The sequence below is a fragment of the Granulicella aggregans genome, from assembly GCF_025685565.1.
Lineage (GTDB): Bacteria > Acidobacteriota > Terriglobia > Terriglobales > Acidobacteriaceae > Edaphobacter > Edaphobacter aggregans_B.
In genome coordinates this window covers 758,503-774,618 of record NZ_JAGSYE010000003.1, presented here as the reverse complement: position 1 = coordinate 774,618, position 16,116 = coordinate 758,503, and the positions used below count along the sequence as shown (strand labels likewise).

Here is a 16,116-nt window from a genome sequence, read left to right as displayed (position 1 = left end):
CGCGACCTTGTTCCGATGCAAATTCTCCTCGTCGTAGGCATTACCTGGGCGGGACTGGCCGCTCGCCAGGGCTCCGGCCACGTCGTCTACTGGCTGCTCGCGATCCTTCTGCTCTTTCTGCCTGTCGCGGGCGTGGTCAGCTACTGCGTGAAGCTATGGCCGCTGGAGGGCGGCGTCTACCAGTGGACGAAGCATGCCATCGGCCCCTTCGCTGGATTCATCAGTGCTTGGAACTTCGGCTTCTGGGCGCTCGGAGCGGTCTCCGAAGTTGGCATCCAGACTGCCACCAGTCTCAGCTACGCTCTCGGCCCCAGGGCGGCGTGGATCGCCGACAGCCACCTTCTCATCAATAGCTTCAGCGTCGGCATCTTCGCGATCATCCTGATCGTCAACATCCCCGGATTTGGAATCGGCCGCTGGGTTTCTCACTTCGGCACCGCTGTGACTGTACTAGTGACGCTGCTACTTGGCGTGCTCATCCTCTACCATCCGCACACATCGCTGGCGCACCCGCATATCTCGCCGCAGCGGCCTTTCTCACTCGCTCTGCCGACGGTGACGCTGCTCACCATCAACCTCTTTAGCAAGCTGAGCTTCAACGCGCTTACCGGCCTTGAACAGGTAGCCGTCTTCGCTGGCGAGACCCGCAACGCAGCCAAGACGATCCTGCGCTCCGCATGGATCGGCGCGCCCATCATCGCCGTCATCTTCATCCTGATGAGCGGCTCGATCCTGACCTACATTCCCGCAGACAAGGTAGACCTCACCGGCCCCATCCCGCAGATCCTCGCCGCGGCCTTCGCCGGTGGTAGTACCGCTTCCGGAGTGATCGATTGGGGGCTGATGCTTGGCCGCGCCGCAATCTTTGTTCTCGCCATCGCTCTCGTCGCGCAGTTCGCGGTCATCGTTGCCGAGACAAGCCGCCTTCCCCTTGTCGCTGGTTGGGACTACCTCATCCCCGCCTGGTTCACGCGGCTTCACCCGAAGTACCGCACGCCCACCAACTCGCTTTGCGTCATCGTGGTGCTCAGCATCCTGATGTGTTTCTTTGCGTCCGCCGGAACCAGCGCGCAGGAGGCGTTTCAACTGATCGCCACCAGCGCCAACATCGGCTACGGCATCTATTACCTGCTGATGTTTGCGGTTCCACTGGTGGCTGGCTCGCGCTTTGGTGAGCCAGCGGGATGGCTCTTGAAGCTCGCGTGCTTCTGCGGGATCGGCGTGACCTTGCTCTCGATCGCGTTCTCGCTGGTGCCGGTTGTCGACGTGAAAAGCCCGTGGCTCTTCGCGCTGAAGGTGGGCCTCACGGCGCTGGCGGTGAATGCGGTTGGCGGCGCGATCTATTGGCGAGGAAGCAGGATCAAGAACAGGGAAGAGCAGCTTCAGCCGGTAGTCCGGCCAGCCTAACGCCGAACCAGCTCCGCCGTGTCGCCCGCGTGGTGGTCTTCCATCTTCTCGTCCGTAAAGCTATCGCCCAGTCCGCCGTAACGTCGCTCGCGACGCTGGAAGTCCGCGATGGCCTCGAGCAGATGGATGCCGCGAAAGTCCGGCCACAGCCGGTCGGTCACGAAGATCTCAGCGTAGGCGATCTGCCAGAGCAGAAAGTTTGAGATGCGCTGCTCTCCGCTGGTGCGGATGACAAGATCCGGGTCGGGCATCTGCGCTGTGTAGAGCCGCCGCGAGACGTGGTGCTCGTCCATCTCCGCGATCAGCGATTGCAGCCGTTCAAAGTCCCCGGCAGACTCCGTAATCGCGTCACGCAGCGTCTGACGCATCGCGTCGACAAGCTCCGACCGAGCACCGTAGTTCAATGCCAGCGTCAGCGTGGTGCCGGTGTTCTTGGCCGTCTGCTCCGATGCCCACTGCATCGTGTCCCGCACTTCGGCAGGAAGCTCGGTGAGCCGCCCAATGTACGCCATGCGAACGTTGTTGTCGTTCATTCGCTTGACGTTACCCACCAGATAGCTCTTCAGCAGCTTCATCAGGAAGTTCACCTCGGCCTTGGGACGGCGGAGGTTGTTTTCGAGTGAGAAGGCATACAGCGTCAGCCACGGAAGGTTGATGCGCGAGGCAGTCTCAACCACGTACTGCACCGACTCCGCGCCCTGCTGGTGACCAAGGAAGCGCTTCAGCATGCGCTTTCCCGCCCAGCGGCCATTGCCGTCCATAATGATGGCGACGTGTTGGGGAATCCGGGCCGGGTCGAGCTGGCAATAGATCGCCGCCTCTTCCAGGGACAGTTCGTGGACGCGGCTAGTTAGTGGTGCGCGCAATCAGACCTCGCAGAGATTACGCTAGCATATCCGCTCGCCCACACGCCCGCTTTTCCACGTCAGCCCCGAAGCCCGCTGCGGGACCTACGCCGTGCGGCGTCGGCCCGCAGCGACTTCGCGAACGTGGTTCAGGAAGATCGAGCGCTGCAGTGAGTCCCAGTTGGCCGTATGGTGTGCAATCTCCGCCAGGAACGGGTCGGCCATCAGGACGTTCGACTCGTCGCGGTGACGGTTTGAAGCGTCGCGCAGCAGGGTCGAGATATCCACTTGCAACGCCTTCGCCAGCCGATCCAGCGACGAGAGCGTTGGCATCGCTTTGCCGTTCTCGATCTTGGAGATATAGGTACGGGGGACGTTCATCCGAGCTGCAAGCTGTCTCTGAGAGAGGTTACGTACATGCCGTAGATCGCGGACAGCAGTAGCCACCTGAAGACCGCTCTCGACGGTTGAGGGAGTGCCGACCAGCGCCAGAGGAGCGGCGACAGGTACTGGCTCCTCGACTTCGAGGCACTTCCGGCAGCGGCGGCACATTGCGCTGGTCGTGCGGAACTGCACCAGATTGCAATGGTCGCAACGCAGGACCTCACGCTGTTCGACGGGTGCCATCATAGTTGCCATAGTTGTCAGTTGCGGGAGGACCCAGAGCAAGGAACCTCAGCGCCTTTAGAGTTTCGATGTCCGATAACTCTAAGATGCGATGAGCCTAGAGTGACACCGGGTAACCGATGAGTCAAGGGGAAAGCCGTCGATAGACCGAAAAAACAGGTATAAATACCGAAGTGGACTCAAGATAGTAACTTGCGCGGAGGCGATCGATGGCAGACGGATTTACACGGGAGCGGGCTTGGGAACTGTTGCAGGAGTGGACAGCGTCGCCCTCGTTGGTCAAACACGGCCTTGCGGTGGAGGCCTGCACACGCTCCTACGGTGTGCGCGAGGCGGCGCGGCTTGAGCTTGCGATCGCTGAGGCAGACGAGTTTATCGAACTCTACGCAATCGCCGGCCTCCTGCACGACTTCGACTACGACAAACATCCGTCGCTAGAAGAACATCCCTTCGTCGGTGTGAACTTCCTGCGCGAACAGGGCTGGCCGGAGGTCGTGCTGCACGCCATCCTCGCCCATGCGGACTACTCCGGCACCCCGCGCGAGACGCATCTCGACAAGGCGCTCTTTGCCTGTGACGAATTGGCGGGATTCTTAACGGCGTGCGCGTTGGTGAAGCCTTCGAAGTCCATTCATGAGGTGGAAGTCGCTGGCGTGAAGAAGAAGATGAAGGACAAAGCCTTCGCTCGCGCCGTGAAACGGGAAGACATGACGGACGGAGCTGCGCTTCTCGGAATACCAGTCGAAGAGCACATTGGGAATTGCCTGCAAGCGATGCAGGAGCGGGCTGACGAGTTAGGACTGGCGGGGAGTCCCGCGGTCTAATGATCTTGCAGAAGGGCGGATTGCTGAAATGAACGACTATCCGATCGAAGTCGAGACGATCGCTTCCTGGATCGCTTCCAAGGAGGCTCTGTGGAAGGGGATGGGTATCTCCTTGGCCGGACTAAAACAGAATTTCAAACATGTACCAAGTGGCTGTGCGGACCTTGATTGCTTCCAGACCATGGGCCGTGTGAGTTTCTGGGTCACGGGCCAGTTCGACCTTGAGGTGCTTCGAACCTCGGACGGTCAGATTACGTTTTTGCGGCATGTTCAGACTCTCAACGCGCCGTCTTTGGATGTTGCTTTCACCAAGTTTCTGAATGCGATGTCTAACCCATCTGGCATCAACTCAGCGTCCGATCAGCACTCACTTGGAGCTTGAGCGGACCTGCCTCTCAGCGGCAACCTTAAGCGCGTTCAGCCACGCCTTATCAGAGTCAGCAAGCTCCTTCGACGTGAGCGGCATCGGCTTGCCGTCCATCGACTCAGCCGACGTGATGCGCGTCTTATTCCCGGACAGCGCTTCAAGCGTCCAGACATGGATGGTCTGCCGTGAGCCGGTAAAGCTGATCCACGCGAGGCGTCGTCCGGCTTTGATGAGTTCAAGCCGCGAGTGAACCGGGCTGCCATCGATGGCCCAGTCAAAATCACTTCCAAAGACAAGCGGCGTCGGAGCATTCACGCGACTGATATCGGATTGCCACCGAGGCCAGCCATTGATATCTGCCAGCAGCTTCCAGACGAGTCCAACAGGCGCATTGGCGACAACCTCAACGACGGCAGTGACCGGAGCTGTCTTATGAATCTGCCCCGCGCGTGCGAGCGATTCGAACTGCTTCGTAGGCGTAGCGCAGAGTCCCGCCTGCGGCAGGATACAAACGCAGAGCGCAACAAAGAAAGGAAGGCGGCGACGATCAAACATCCGATCGCTCCCGCTTGATGCCGGCGTCCGCAAACGCCTCATTGGTCGACTCCACAGATCCCGGCAGTCCCACAGCTTTGCTCGCGTCCTCAATCACGATGCACTCAAATCCTAGCGCCGTACCGTCGATAGCCGAGAACCGCACGCAGAAGTCATACGCCAGCCCACAGAGAAAGAGGCGCTTCAACCCGCGTTCCCGAACGTACCCCGCTAGTCCAGTCGGCGTCCTATGGTCGTTCTCGAGGAAGGCCGAATAGGAGTCGATCTCGCGACGAAAGCCCTTGCGCACAATCAGCTCGGCGTGCGGAAGGTCGAGCGCCGGATGAAAAGCTGCGCCGGACGATCCCTTAAGACAGTGATCCGGCCACAGCGTCTGCGGCCCATACGCTACCTCGGTCACGGTGTAAGGCTGACTGCCGGGGTGCGCGCTGGCGAAGGAGATGTGTCCTTCGGGATGCCAGTCCTGCGTCAAGATCACATGCTCGAAGCGGCGGCCGAGCTTGTTAATCAGCGGAACGATGCTGTCGCCTTCGTCTACCGCGAGCGAGCCGCCAGGACAGAAGTCGCTCTGCATATCGATCACGAGCAGTGCGTCGGTGGCAAGTGGTTTCATCTCTCAGAGAGATTACAGGAGGAGTTGAGGAACCCACATCTCAGATTCGAGATGTGGGGCACCCGATTTGTTGCTACTTCAAGTCGAGCCCGGGGAGTTCCGCGTTCGGCAAAGTTGTCCCGAGGATGCGGGCGAGAGTCGGAGCGATGTTTCGCATGTCAATCTGATTGACCGATCTGCCATGCGGAATTGAAGGTCCGACCAGGAAGAACGACGACTTCATCTCCGGGTAGGTCGGCGGATATCCGTGCATGCCGCCACTGGTCCCCCGAGTTACGAGCGGCGGGACGAACTGATAGCCAAGCTCGTAACCCACGGTGAAGGCGATCATCGATTGGGCATTCGGTAAGCCTCTATCCGCGACGACCTCGTCATGAGTGAGAATCATGGCGATGCCATTGGCCGGATCAGCGGCAAGATTGGCCAGTATGGAATCGACCTGCGCCTTCGTGGTGGCATCGTTGGGGTCGGCGAGGATGACAGCTGCCGATCCGCCCATAGGCCACAGCATCGCCTTCCAACTCGCGATCTTGTGCTGCGCATCGAGTGTAAAGAGCCCGTTGGCGAGGAACGTGCCGTAGAGATTTACGTCATGCTGAACACTGGCAAACCCGTGGTCCGAGATGACGGAGACAAACGCGTGGCCGGGCTTCTCCTTCTCGGCAGCCGCGCGAACTTGCCCGACTAGGGCATCGATGCGCTCGAGTATCGCATTCGCCGACGGGCTGAACGGGCCACTCTTGTGCTGTTCCGTGTCGAGTCCCGTGAAGTAGACCGTCATGAAATCAGGATGTTTCAGCGCAAGAAGTTCGACCGCATACTTCGCGCGCGTCTCGTCTTCGGCGACCGTCTCTTCCTCGCCGTTGGGGTAGTGGCCGGGGGCAGCATCCATCGCCGCAACATCGGGCGCACCGGGCACGCCGAGCTTCGTTTCAAGCTCCGCAATTAGCCCTGGCGTGGAGACAGCCCGTTGCAGCTTCAGGTCGTCCGGAGTGTTCACCCGCCAGATCTGCGCGAGGTTGTAGTCGATGTGCGCCCCCACGCTGACCGGCCAGTAGACGTTCGCGGTCTTCAGCCCCGCTGCATGAGCCGCGTCCCAAAGCGTGGGTACCTTGACGTCTTCCGCGTACCAGTACCATCCCTGCTCGTTCTTGTTCAACGGATCGAAGGTTGTGTTCGAGTAGATGCCGTGCTTCGCCGGCGAGACGCCCGTCATGATGGTCGTGTGGCTAGGGTAGGTGAGTGTAGGCAGAACCCCGGTCACGCCTTGCGCGTAGACACCGTCGTGCATCATCTGCGTCAGGTTAGGCAGCTTCAGCCCGTGCGCGGTTGCGTCGAGCACCGCCTCCGGCTTCATGCCATCGATCGAGATCAGGATGACGAGCGGCTTCTTGTTCGCGGCGGGCTTCTGCGCGACCGCTGCGATAGAGAATGTGACAAAAGTGGTTACAATAAGGCGGGAGAGTCTCAAAGGCATAGGGCGATCTCTTTCTTTATGACTGCCTAAAGTGATGTTGATAGATTTGTGGCAGTCCCACTCATCGCGATGAATGGGCATAGAGTGTCTTTCATTCCGTCGGCATGGCTGTCTTGAGGTGATGCAGATAGTGCTTCAGCGGGAGTGTAGGAAGATCTTCGACCTTGGCTTCGTCGTCCCATCGCCTGAGCCGGATGGCCGCCTTTGCAAAGGGCGATGTGAGGAAGGCTTCGGTCTCTAGCTCCGACATCGGGCCACCCTGAATCGCGAGCGACTTCACGGACGACTCCGAGAGCTGTGCGAGGTACGCTGCATCGATGGCACACAGATAACGTTTCGCCGCGACATGCAGCCGGATAGGCTCGATCACGCTGTCATCAAACCACTGCCGAAGATACTCACAACCAATCTCTTCGTGCTTCGTATCAAGGCCGCGATCCGCAACGTCTTCATTCTCATGGTGCAGCAAGTGGCCGATGTCGTGAAGCAGCGCAGCGGCCACTTCAGCGCACGGCGCCTTGGCCTTCTCGGCAAAGTGCGCCGCCTGCAAACTGTGTTCGAGCACAGAGACGCGTTCGCCGAAGTAAGACTCATTACCGCGCGTCTCGAGAAGATCGAGGAGGAGTTGAACGTCTGCTGCCATGGTGGCCCTCATGCGGTTGCCAGTTGAAGAGCGTGGGCGCGCTTGCGCTGCTCCCACACGGAGACGGCGGCCACGGCGCTCGAGAGCGCGGCGACCGCGGCGAGTACGACCCACATCGTCTGCCAGCCAAAGCTGACCGCGATGTGCGCCATGCTATTGCCGGAGAGCACTCCAGCGAGATAGCCCACCCCGTCGATCATGCCGGAGGCGGTCGCACAGCCCTGCTTGCCGCCGAAGTCCAGCGACATCGCCCCCGCTAGATACGAGTACGGCCCAATCAGCAGGAACGCGACCAGAGCGACCAGGGCGACGGGAATGAAGACTGGCCCATGCGCCTTCACCTGTGCCAGGCATCCAAGCGCAGCCGCCGTGAGCAGCAGACCGATGTACAGAATTCGTCCACGGCCAAGCGGGCCGAGCTTGTCGCTCAGGATGCCTGCTAGCAGTACAGCGACGCCTCCGGCGAGAGGGAAGAGTGCACTGCTACTGGCTGCGGCGGAGTTCGAAAGACCGACCACCTGCGTGAAGTAGGTCGGTGTCCACAGGTTGAAGGTCTCGCGAAGCAGTGTCGTACAGAGGGAAAGGATGCAGACGAGCCAGAAGCTGGCGGAAGAGAGCAGGGGCCGCAGGATGGCGAGCATGCCTTTCGGCTCGGACTCATGTGAGATGTTCGTCTCCTCTGCATAGACATTCAGTGGATTCTCTTCGGCGCTTGCTAGCCCCAGGCCTTCAGGCGATTCGCGAAGAAAGATCAAGTTGGCCACGAAGAGGATCGCGAGCAGCCCCGCGCCAACCAGGAAGAGGCCGCGCCATCCCATGCTGTGGGCGAGCAGAATGGACATCAACTCGCGAGAAGCGGCGTCGCCGAAGAGATAGCTGAGGCTCAGGATCGCCATCACCGTTCCGTAGCTGGAGAACGAGAACCACCGCGAGGTCACCTTCACTAGTCCTGCCCATCCCAGCGACTGCACGAAGCGGTTTCCGATCCACGCAAGCGTGAACAGCGGGAAGCCTCCGCCGAGCATGAAGAGCACTGTGAAGAGGATCGATCCCGCCATGCCGCCAAGGAAGTTGCGCTTGCCTCCGAAGAGGTCCGCGAGTCCGCCCGAAGGAAACTTGCCCACGGCGTAAGCGAGCACACCCAGCGATGCGATAGACCCTAGGCGAATCTGTGCGATGGAAGCAGGAACTCCGCGACCGACCTGCTCGGCGAGGATCAGCGGAAGAGCGACCGAGTAATCCGACCTGCAGAAGTAGTACCCCGTGTAGCCCAGGCCGAGCAGTGCCACGGTCGCTATGTGCCAGCGCGTGATGCCGGTCGTGGCACGCTTGATAGGCGGCATTGTCGTCGGTGTTGCCGCGATGCTCAAGGCCGTTCTCCGTTTGCAATGCGAGCTTCAATCTCATCGAGGAGGGGCAGCGAATCAGCGGTGGCATCGACGATATAGTGAGCACCGGCGGCGAGCAGTTTCGCGGCGGCGACCTCACGAAGCGCAGACTGCGCCACTGGATTCAGCGCAAGCCACTCCGCATGCGGGAGGCCAACCTCGTTGCCCGTAGTCGTTACGCCAATCGTCCACATGCCAGCGTTCAGGCCCTCGGCGATGTCGCTGGGAGTGTCGCCGATCTTCACTGCAGCGGCCATCGATGTAACGCGAAGCTCGATGGCGAGCTTGCAGCACATCCACGGCAACGGCCGGCCTCCGCCAACGTCTTCGGGGCAGAGCGAGATCTCCGGCGCATAGCCCTGCGCTGCGGCGCCAATCATCAGGCGCTCCATCATCACTCTTGTGTAGCCAGTGGTCGCGCCATGGCGTAGACCTCGCGCACGGATCGCCTCAGCGAACTCTGCGATGCCCGGGATCAACGTCGCGGACGAAGCGATCTCGTCCATCATGCGCGGCGTAAAGTCGGCGTAGATCGCTTCGATTTCGGCTTCAGTGTGCGGCTGGCCGAAGCGCGACAGCCACTGAGCTGCAATCTCGGGTATGGCAAGCACTTCGCGGATATGGTCCCTCTTCGCAAGTCCCATGGAGAGGCGCAGAAGCGGGCGCGTCACAACGATTCCCTTGGCCGCAAAGGCAGTCTCCAGCGCGACGATGGGAGCGACACTACCAAAGTCCACAGCAGTTCCCGCCCAGTCTGTGACGACCATCTCCAGCTTCATAGCAGTCCCATCTCCTTGAGCGAGCGTTCACCGACACCCATCGACAGCGTCATGCCAGAGCCGCCCGGCGACGCAACGATGCGCACGCGTTTTTCTGGCCACAGGGTGACGATCGGCTTCGTCGGGTGCTTGGCGTAGACACCGTACCAGCGCTCGGCGACCTTCGGGTCGGGCGCTTTGAGGAAACCGAGTGTGTACTCAAGAATGAGATCATCGATCTCCTGCTTGTTGAAGATGTCGACGGCAAGGCCGTACTCGTGCGAGTCGCCGAGTGTCAGCGCACCATCGGCTGTCTGTGAGACCAGTGCATGGATGCCCCAGCGATCGAACTCCGGTGTCTCGGTCGCAATGCGCTGTGCAAGCGCCGGTAGCGACTTGCAGATTTGAAAGGCCGGATAGAAACGCAGCGTAAGCCCCGCGGCGAGCGACGGGCCAAGCTGCCATACCGCGGGCTGCGGCGAGGTGCGCATCATCTGCAGCTTGCAGCGTGTCAGGCCGCTGGCGGCGAAGTGCTCCGGGTAGAGCGACTCAAAGTCCTCGCCGCTGCAGACGAAGACCGTCTCGGCGTGCAAGGGTCCCGCAGCGCTTGAGACGACGTTGCCTGTCGAGGTCGGCTCGATCGTGCGAACCTGCGTGGAGAAGTGGAACTTCACACCATATCGCTCCGCGAGAAATGCGGGCAAATCGGCGAGGATCTGGCGTGGGTCGACAGTGAATTCTGTGTCGCTCCAAAGCCCACCACGCAGCCTACCCAGCGAGCCCTCTTCGACGACTGCGTCCGACTTCGCGAGCACCTGTGCCGCATCGAGCCACGAGCAGCTATAGCCCATGCCCGGCGCGACGGCCGCAAACTCTTCGCACACGGCTGCCTCATCCTCCGCATAGGCAAGGTGCAGCGAGCCGGTGTTCCTGAACGGCAGCTTAGCGGCGGTTAGCAGTTCGATCCATAGTTCACGGCTGCGCAGCGAGAGGCCGAGCATCTCGCCATGCGGTTGGCCGATGGGCCACACCATCCCGAAGTTGCGAATGGATGCACCGGCGGACTTTGGCGACTTTTCGAAGACGGTAATGGACTTGCCCGCCTTGGCCGCTGCGTACGCATGGGCCAGACCGAGGATGCCTGCGCCGACGATCGCTATGTCTGTGTGGGTCATATCGCCTGAGTGTAGAGCGGCTTCATTGCGGTGCGCTTAAAACAAAGCTGCGGAGAAGGGATTGGCCTTCTCCGCAGCTATCTTCATAGGGGTTAGAACGCGAGGCGAAGCGACATCTGGATGGTGCGCGGCCCAGCCTGTTCCTGGCTTACTACGGCGGAGACGACACCGAAGCTGCCACTGTTGATCTTGGTGTTGGGATTGGCGAGGTTCTTCACATTCAGCAGGTTCGAGAAGTCGGCCTCATAGCGGAGCTTGAACCGCTCCGTAAAGTCGAAGTTCTTGCCCAGCGAAGAGGAGAAGACCGCTAGCCCAGGGCCGCGCAGCATACCGACCCAGGCGTCGCCGAAGCGGCCGATGTCCGGGCCCGGTATGGAGAATGCGGCTGGGTTGAAGAACTGGTTGAAGCCAGGCTTCGGATTCGGGTTGACGCCCTGGACGTAGTCGGGACGCTGATAGCTGCCGGCGCTGCGCTGTCCGGGGTTGGTGCCGGAGGGGTCGTCGCCGGTGGGGGTGAAGGTCGGTGTGAGGAATGCGCCCGACTGCCATACCGTGATGCCGGTCATGTTCCAGCCGCCGACAAGAAGGTTTGCGGTGCGGCTGATGTTCGAGGCGTACATCTGGCCGCGACCGAAGGGAAGCGCGTAGTTGAAGGTGTTCACGAAGCGATTCCGCCGGGTGAAGATGACGTTGCCGTAGTCGCGGTGGATGTCGTAGTAGTCCAACGTGTTGGGGCCGTTGTCGCCTTGGCCGCCGTCTCCGATGAGGCTCGAAGGAGCGGAGCCAAGAGCGTTCGAGGCGTTGTGCGCCCAGTTGTAGGAGGCGTTGAACGTAAGGCCATGTCCGAACTTCCTCTCCGCTTCCACGGTAAGCGCGTCGTACTTGGCGCTGGGGCCGTTATCGCGGGTGAGGACCTCGGAGAAGTTGGGATACTTCAGGTTCTGCTGTCGCAGCGCAGGTGTCGCTGTCAGCGCGGCATAGCCATGGAGAACAGTTCCGTCGGTCTCGGTATAGGTAGCCGTGTTGGGCTGGACCTGGTTGAGGTCCGGGCTGTAGATGAGCTGCGTCGTGTGCGAGCCGGTGTACTGCAAGCGAAGCACAGTGCTGTGCGAAAACTCCTGCTCGACCGAGGCGTTCCACTGAATCACGCGGGGGTCTTTAAGGTTCTCGGCGTTGGCGCGGCGGTAGCCGGGGCAGCTGGCGGAACCGGCAGTAGCTCCAGCGGGAAGCGTCGAGGGACTGTTGCAGTTGATCGGGTAGGTGCCGGATGCACCGAAGACGTTCGGGAAGGTCAGCGGATTTGCCGCCGAGGTGATGAACTCCGGAAAGTTGCTGGTGTTCACCCCGAGCAGAGAGTAGAGCACCGCACCCAGAACAGGAACCGAGTAGCTTCCGACGTGGGCCTTGGCTACCGTCTTGCCGTCGCCGTAGACGTCATAGGCTAGACCGAGCCGTGGCTGATAGTTGCCGTAGTAGGTGTTGCGCAGCGTGATGGGAAGGCCGACCGCATCATTGGTCACAAAGGGCGTATTGCCGACCTGTGCGCGCCAGCTTGGGGAGACCAGGGCGAGCCCCTTCGCTCCCTGGGTAATCAGGCGACCGCCGGGGTAGTTGCGATCGAACTGGCCAAGCTGGTTGGTCTTGTCGTTGAAGGGCGGATTGATCTCATAGCGGAATCCGTAGCTGATGGTGAGCTTCTTGGTCGCCTTCCAGTCGTCCTGCGCGAAGAAGCCGTAGTGCGAGGCGAAGGGCTGTCCGTCAGGACCGTTCTGCGCGTAGTCGGCTTCGGTAACGACGCCGGTCAGAAAGTCCGCAAGCGGGTCCCCGAGCAGGCCGGCATAGTAGTAGTCGCCGAACTCGTCGCCGTTGGTGAAGGTGATCTGGTCGATGTAGGAGTTGCGCACGTAGCTGAAGCCGGCCTTCAGACTGTGAGTCCCTTCGAGCAGCGTGACGTTGTCGCCGAGCTCATAGATGTGCTGCTGCACGTGGCGCGGGCGTCCGACGCCATTGGTGCCGGCGTTTCCGGCGACTCCGCCGTTGGGGTCCACATAGTTGCCGACCTGGAAGTTGGACGCTCCGCCGCTTGAAGGCACTGGCGGCAGGTTGCCGATGCCAATGCTGACGTCGGTGGCTCCGCCCTGCGCGGCGGCGGGATAGACGGCAGCGGTGTTGACGAAGGTGAAGCCGGCGCGGAACTCGTTGACGATCTTCGGAGTGACGATGTAGTTCCACGATCCGGCGAGGTTCTTCAGATCCTCGGTGTTGGTGAAGAGACCGAGCTGCGGATTGTAGTTGCTGTCGCCGTTGTTCCCCGAGTTGGTGATCTTCTTGTAGGTGTAGCGGGCGTAGACCTTCTGTCTGGAGTTGACCACCTGATCGCCGCGGACGTCGAAGCCGTTCTGGTTATAGTCGCCAGGCAACGTGAACTGGCTGATAGCGTCGTTACCCGTAACGTTGGCGTTGGGCAGCGGGAAGTAAGCGGCAAGCGCTTTCGCCGAGGCGGGATTGATGCAGTTGCTCACGTCGTTGGTGATAGCGCCCGTGCACGGGTTCAAGACCGGACCGGCCAGGTGACCCGCCCGCTGTGCGAGCGAGGGCAGAATCTCGAAGCTTGCGACTGACTGGGGACGGCGAACACCTTCGTAGTCGACGAAGAAGAAGGTCTTGTCCTTGCCGTTGTAGAAGTGGGGAATGGAAACCGGGCCGCCGAGGACGCCGCCGAAGTCGTTCGCAACGACGGGCAGAACCTGGTGGACATAGGGATCAGCCGCGTTGAAGGCCGCATTCTGAGTGAAGTAGAAGGCCGCCCCGTGGTACTGGTTGGATCCCTGCTTGGAGATGACGGTAAGGTCGCTGACCTGGCCGAACTCGGCATTATTGCTGCCGGAGTTGACCTTGAACTCCGCGATGGATTCGACCGAAGGGAAGAGGTCCTTGTTCGGTCCGCCGTTGCGGACGTTCTGCGTCGAGATGCCATCGAGCGAGAACGAGGTCTCGTTGGGCAATCCGCCAGCGATGGAGATGTTGCCGCTCTGATCAGGCTGCACCTGGGGCGCAAGGTTCGCCACGATGATCGGGCTTGGTGTGTTGGAGGCGCGGAAGTTCAGCGCCAGCTCGCTGATCTGCTGCCCGGACTTCGAGTCCGACAGGGTGAGGTCGACGTCGATCGGCTGAGCGCCCGCGGTCACCTCGACCGCCTGCGTGTCTGTGCCAACTTTCAGCGATGGATCGACCCGTACCGTCTCGCGAGCCAACAGGTGGACTTCGTCGAAGCGGCGCGCTTCAAAGCCCGGCGACGTGACCGTCACCGTGTAGACGCCGGCATCGAGGTTGACCAGCGAGAAGTCGCCGTGCCCGTCCGTCATCGAGGAGCGGACGACGCCGGTGGTGGTCGCCTTCGCCTCTACCTGTGCGCCGACGATGACTGCACCCTTTGAGTCTGTTACCGTGCCGATGATCGAGCCAAAGGTCGACTGGGCGACCGAGACCCCGCTCGTGAAGAGCGAGGCGGCAAAGAGTACGAGAGCTGCGTAGATGGGGAAGGAAACTGATTTCGCGCGCGCGGCGATGTGACTTGGCATGATGGACCTCTCGGAAGTGCTTCGATCTGCGTGGCGTCGTTTTGGGTCTTGAACGGCTCTGGCACGGAATCGTGGAAGACGAGACACACGTGTGGACCATCGGTCCAGTGTCTGAAGGAGAAAGGCTTGCTTCGTAGTGAGTGGAGTCTACTTGCGGAGTTGTGAACGGGAGGTGAAATGGTGGTTACAATCGCGCTTTTCGGGCGCAATTCGGCACTTTTCGCCGTTGAATTCCACTCCTTGTTGATCCGCTGAAAGCGGGCCGCAGGTCGTATTCAAATCGCGAACGCTTTGTTGCTTCGAGCGCAACCGCGCAGAGCGACGCTGCCGCCGAATGGCAGACGCACCAGGTGCGAGCCTGCTCGCTAGGCCATGAAGTTCATGTACGGGTTCGAGCCGAAGTTGCCGAAGTTTGGAAAGACGGATCGTATCTGGCCGTCGGAGAGTCCAAACCACTTCGCCAGTGTTCCCGCGTACTGCTCGATCGAGACCGTCGGGATCAGTCGTCCCGCACCCATATCGTTCGCCTGGTTCGAGCCGACCACTGGGTACTGGCCATACATGTCCTGCCCGTTCACCGCGCCGCCGGTCACGAAGTGGTGGCTGCCCCAGCCGTGGTCGGTGCCGTCGCTGTTCGCGGTCAGGGTGCGACCGAAGTCCGATGCGGTGAAGGCGGTCACGTTGTTTCCCAGACCAGCCGTCGTCATTATGGAATCGAAGTACTCAAGCGCCGACCCAAGCTGCGTCAGCAACCGTGCATGCTGCGGTGCTTGGTTGTCGTGCATGTCGAAGCCGCCAAGCTGCACGTAAAAGATCTGCCGTGTCACGCCAAGACCGGCTCGTCCGCCAATGATGCGGGCAACGGTCTGGAGCGAGCTGGCAAGGGGATTGTCGGTGAGCTTGTTCGTGGTGGGATCGAGATACTGCGGCGGGTTCGCCACGCCCGTCGGTCCAGCGGGAAGCATGCAAGTGGCAAGCGTCGCCTGCGCCGCAATCGACCGCTGCACGACCGCTTCGTACTCCTTGGCGAAGAGGTTGGTCTCGTCCGCGCTCAGGATCGACGAGAGCGCTGACGTTCCCGCCGAGGTGCCGAAGATGGGGTTCGAAAGACCATAGATGGGGATCGGGCCTGCCGAGGTGACGTTCAGCTGGTAGGTGTTCTCGCCGGAGAGAAAAAGCGCGGTGCCGGCGGTGGAGATGCAGGTGAAGGCAGCATTGGAGTTGGCGTTCTGGCTGCCGAGAATGTCGGCGATAGCGCCGCCCCAGCCCTCATGCACAGCGCTGCCGCTGGTGGCCGTGATCGCCTGCCATGCAGCCGATTGATCGAAGTGCGAGTAGAGCGACGCGGGCAGAGGCACGGAGTTCGCCTGGATCTGCGCCTTGGTGACCGGAGCGATCAGCGTGCCGGTGTTCGAGATAATGGCGGCGCGCCCAGCGTTGAAGAGGTTCTGCACGCCGGTAAGGTTCGGGTTCAGTCCGAAGGTACGACCGCTCTGCGGCGTCTTCAACGTGACCGGCAGAAGACTGCTCTGCGGATAAGCAAGGCCCGGAGCTCCCGAGCGCGCCTGCGTGAACGACGCAAAGGATTCAGCGTCCGTCGCGATGACAGTTCCATGGCCATCATTGCCGCCCGACAGGAAGATGCAGACCAGTGCCTTATAGTCCGGCGTGCCCGACTGCTGCGCCATCGCCGCGACCGAGTTCAGCTCAAGCAGGAAGGGGCTGACGGTGAGGCCGGCCATCGACGCCATGGAGGCGGTGCGGAGGAACTGCCGTCTTGATTGCTGCCGCTTATTCATCATCTTCATATCCTGTCTCCGCTATCCGCTAACTCGATATCAGCTAACTTGCTGCTT

Annotated in this window: 14 protein-coding genes; 3 read left to right on the top strand and 11 right to left on the bottom strand. The window is 61.0% G+C overall.

What is annotated here, in order from left to right; genetic code table 11:
• The first annotated feature begins 15 nt into the window (after positions 1-15).
• The gene (locus OHL18_RS18485) at positions 16-1,407 is read left to right on the top strand and encodes an APC family permease (RefSeq protein WP_263376351.1); all 1,392 of its coding nucleotides are present in this window, start codon (positions 16-18) and stop codon (positions 1,405-1,407) included.
• Here the strand turns inward: OHL18_RS18485 and OHL18_RS18480 are convergent.
• Both OHL18_RS18480 and OHL18_RS18475 read right to left on the bottom strand, forming a co-directional pair.
• Entirely contained in the window at positions 1,404-2,273 is an 870-nt protein-coding gene (locus OHL18_RS18480) for an isoprenyl transferase (RefSeq protein WP_263376350.1), read from the bottom strand. The genes OHL18_RS18485 and OHL18_RS18480 overlap by 4 nt on opposite strands.
• An 84-nt stretch (positions 2,274-2,357) precedes the next feature.
• On the bottom strand, positions 2,358-2,891 hold the full coding sequence (locus tag OHL18_RS18475) for a helix-turn-helix domain-containing protein (RefSeq protein ID WP_263376349.1): 534 nt from the start codon (positions 2,889-2,891) through the stop codon (positions 2,358-2,360).
• Positions 2,892-3,088: 197 nt separating this feature from the next.
• Between OHL18_RS18475 and OHL18_RS18470 the strand changes: the two genes are divergently transcribed.
• Together OHL18_RS18470 and OHL18_RS18465 are read left to right on the top strand one after the other, a co-directional pair.
• Complete coding sequence (locus tag OHL18_RS18470; RefSeq protein WP_263376348.1) at positions 3,089-3,703, top strand: HD domain-containing protein; 615 nt, start codon at positions 3,089-3,091, stop codon at positions 3,701-3,703.
• 28 nt (positions 3,704-3,731) lie between these two features.
• Complete coding sequence (locus OHL18_RS18465) at positions 3,732-4,085, top strand: immunity protein TriTu family protein (RefSeq protein WP_263376347.1); 354 nt, start codon at positions 3,732-3,734, stop codon at positions 4,083-4,085.
• On the opposite strand, the gene OHL18_RS18460 is transcribed toward OHL18_RS18465, so the two are convergent.
• The 9 genes from OHL18_RS18460 to OHL18_RS18420 form a co-directional block, all read right to left on the bottom strand.
• Positions 4,071-4,625, bottom strand: coding sequence for an SRPBCC family protein (locus OHL18_RS18460; protein WP_263376346.1), 555 nt, complete (start codon positions 4,623-4,625; stop codon positions 4,071-4,073). The two genes, OHL18_RS18465 and OHL18_RS18460, sit on opposite strands and share 15 nt — an antisense overlap.
• Positions 4,618-5,238 (bottom strand): bifunctional nicotinamidase/pyrazinamidase, encoded by a 621-nt coding sequence (gene pncA, locus OHL18_RS18455; RefSeq protein ID WP_263376345.1) that lies wholly within the window; start codon positions 5,236-5,238, stop codon positions 4,618-4,620. Before pncA ends, OHL18_RS18460 begins: the two co-directional genes overlap by 8 nt.
• A gap of 73 nt (positions 5,239-5,311) precedes the next feature.
• Positions 5,312-6,715, bottom strand: a complete 1,404-nt coding sequence (locus OHL18_RS18450) for an alkaline phosphatase family protein (protein ID WP_263376344.1) — start codon at positions 6,713-6,715, stop codon at positions 5,312-5,314.
• Between the two features lie 91 nt (positions 6,716-6,806).
• Positions 6,807-7,358: a phosphonate degradation HD-domain oxygenase gene (locus OHL18_RS18445; RefSeq protein ID WP_263376343.1), complete on the bottom strand. Its 552-nt coding sequence runs from the start codon at positions 7,356-7,358 to the stop codon at positions 6,807-6,809.
• An 8-nt stretch (positions 7,359-7,366) separates the two neighbouring features.
• Positions 7,367-8,728, bottom strand: coding sequence for an MFS transporter (locus tag OHL18_RS18440; RefSeq protein ID WP_263376342.1), 1,362 nt, complete (start codon positions 8,726-8,728; stop codon positions 7,367-7,369).
• Positions 8,725-9,525, bottom strand: coding sequence for a phosphonoacetaldehyde hydrolase (phnX, locus tag OHL18_RS18435; protein ID WP_263376341.1), 801 nt, complete (start codon positions 9,523-9,525; stop codon positions 8,725-8,727). Before phnX ends, OHL18_RS18440 begins: the two co-directional genes overlap by 4 nt.
• Complete coding sequence (locus tag OHL18_RS18430; RefSeq protein WP_263376340.1) at positions 9,522-10,679, bottom strand: TIGR03364 family FAD-dependent oxidoreductase; 1,158 nt, start codon at positions 10,677-10,679, stop codon at positions 9,522-9,524. Before OHL18_RS18430 ends, phnX begins: the two co-directional genes overlap by 4 nt.
• Before the next feature lie 92 nt (positions 10,680-10,771).
• A complete protein-coding gene (locus OHL18_RS18425; protein WP_263376339.1) occupies positions 10,772-14,260 on the bottom strand; it encodes a TonB-dependent receptor in 3,489 nt (1,162 codons plus the stop codon).
• A 365-nt stretch (positions 14,261-14,625) separates the two neighbouring features.
• Positions 14,626-16,068, bottom strand: coding sequence for a DUF1501 domain-containing protein (locus OHL18_RS18420; protein WP_263376338.1), 1,443 nt, complete (start codon positions 16,066-16,068; stop codon positions 14,626-14,628).
• Positions 16,069-16,116: the final 48 nt, after the last annotated feature.